Source organism: Bacillus sp. CH140a_4T (assembly GCF_008923725.1).
In the GTDB taxonomy this organism is placed as follows: domain Bacteria; phylum Bacillota; class Bacilli; order Bacillales; family Bacillaceae_G; genus Bacillus_A.
Map to the genome: position 1 here is coordinate 1,143,484 of NZ_WBPF01000013.1, position 358 is coordinate 1,143,841.

Sequence of the window (358 nt, forward strand, 5' to 3'; positions counted from 1 at the left end):
AATTATTTTAAGAAAAATGGGGCGACTGATGGGAATCGAACCCACGAATGCCGGAGCCACAATCCGGTGCGTTAACCACTTCGCCACAACCGCCATGATTTTCTGGTGCCGACTAGAGGACTTGAACCCCCAACCTACTGATTACAAGTCAGTTGCTCTACCAATTGAGCTAAGTCGGCTAAATGGTGGAGGATGACGGGATCGAACCGCCGACCCCCTGCTTGTAAGGCAGGTGCTCTCCCAGCTGAGCTAATCCTCCATTTGCCTGGCAACGTCCTACTCTCACAGGGACAAGGTCCCAACTACCATCGGCGCTAGAGAGCTTAACTTCCGTGTTCGGTATGGGAACGGGTGTGAC

3 tRNA genes are annotated in these 358 nt (G+C 52.8%); all 3 read right to left on the reverse strand.

The features are described 5' to 3' along the window. Positions 1–17: 17 nt before the first annotated feature. A tRNA-His gene (locus F8162_RS14900) sits at positions 18–93 on the reverse strand. Between the two features lie 10 nt (positions 94–103). After that, positions 104–179 (reverse strand) — tRNA-Thr (locus F8162_RS14905). A gap of 4 nt (positions 180–183) precedes the next feature. Next, a tRNA-Val gene (locus F8162_RS14910) sits at positions 184–259 on the reverse strand. Positions 260–358: the final 99 nt, after the last annotated feature.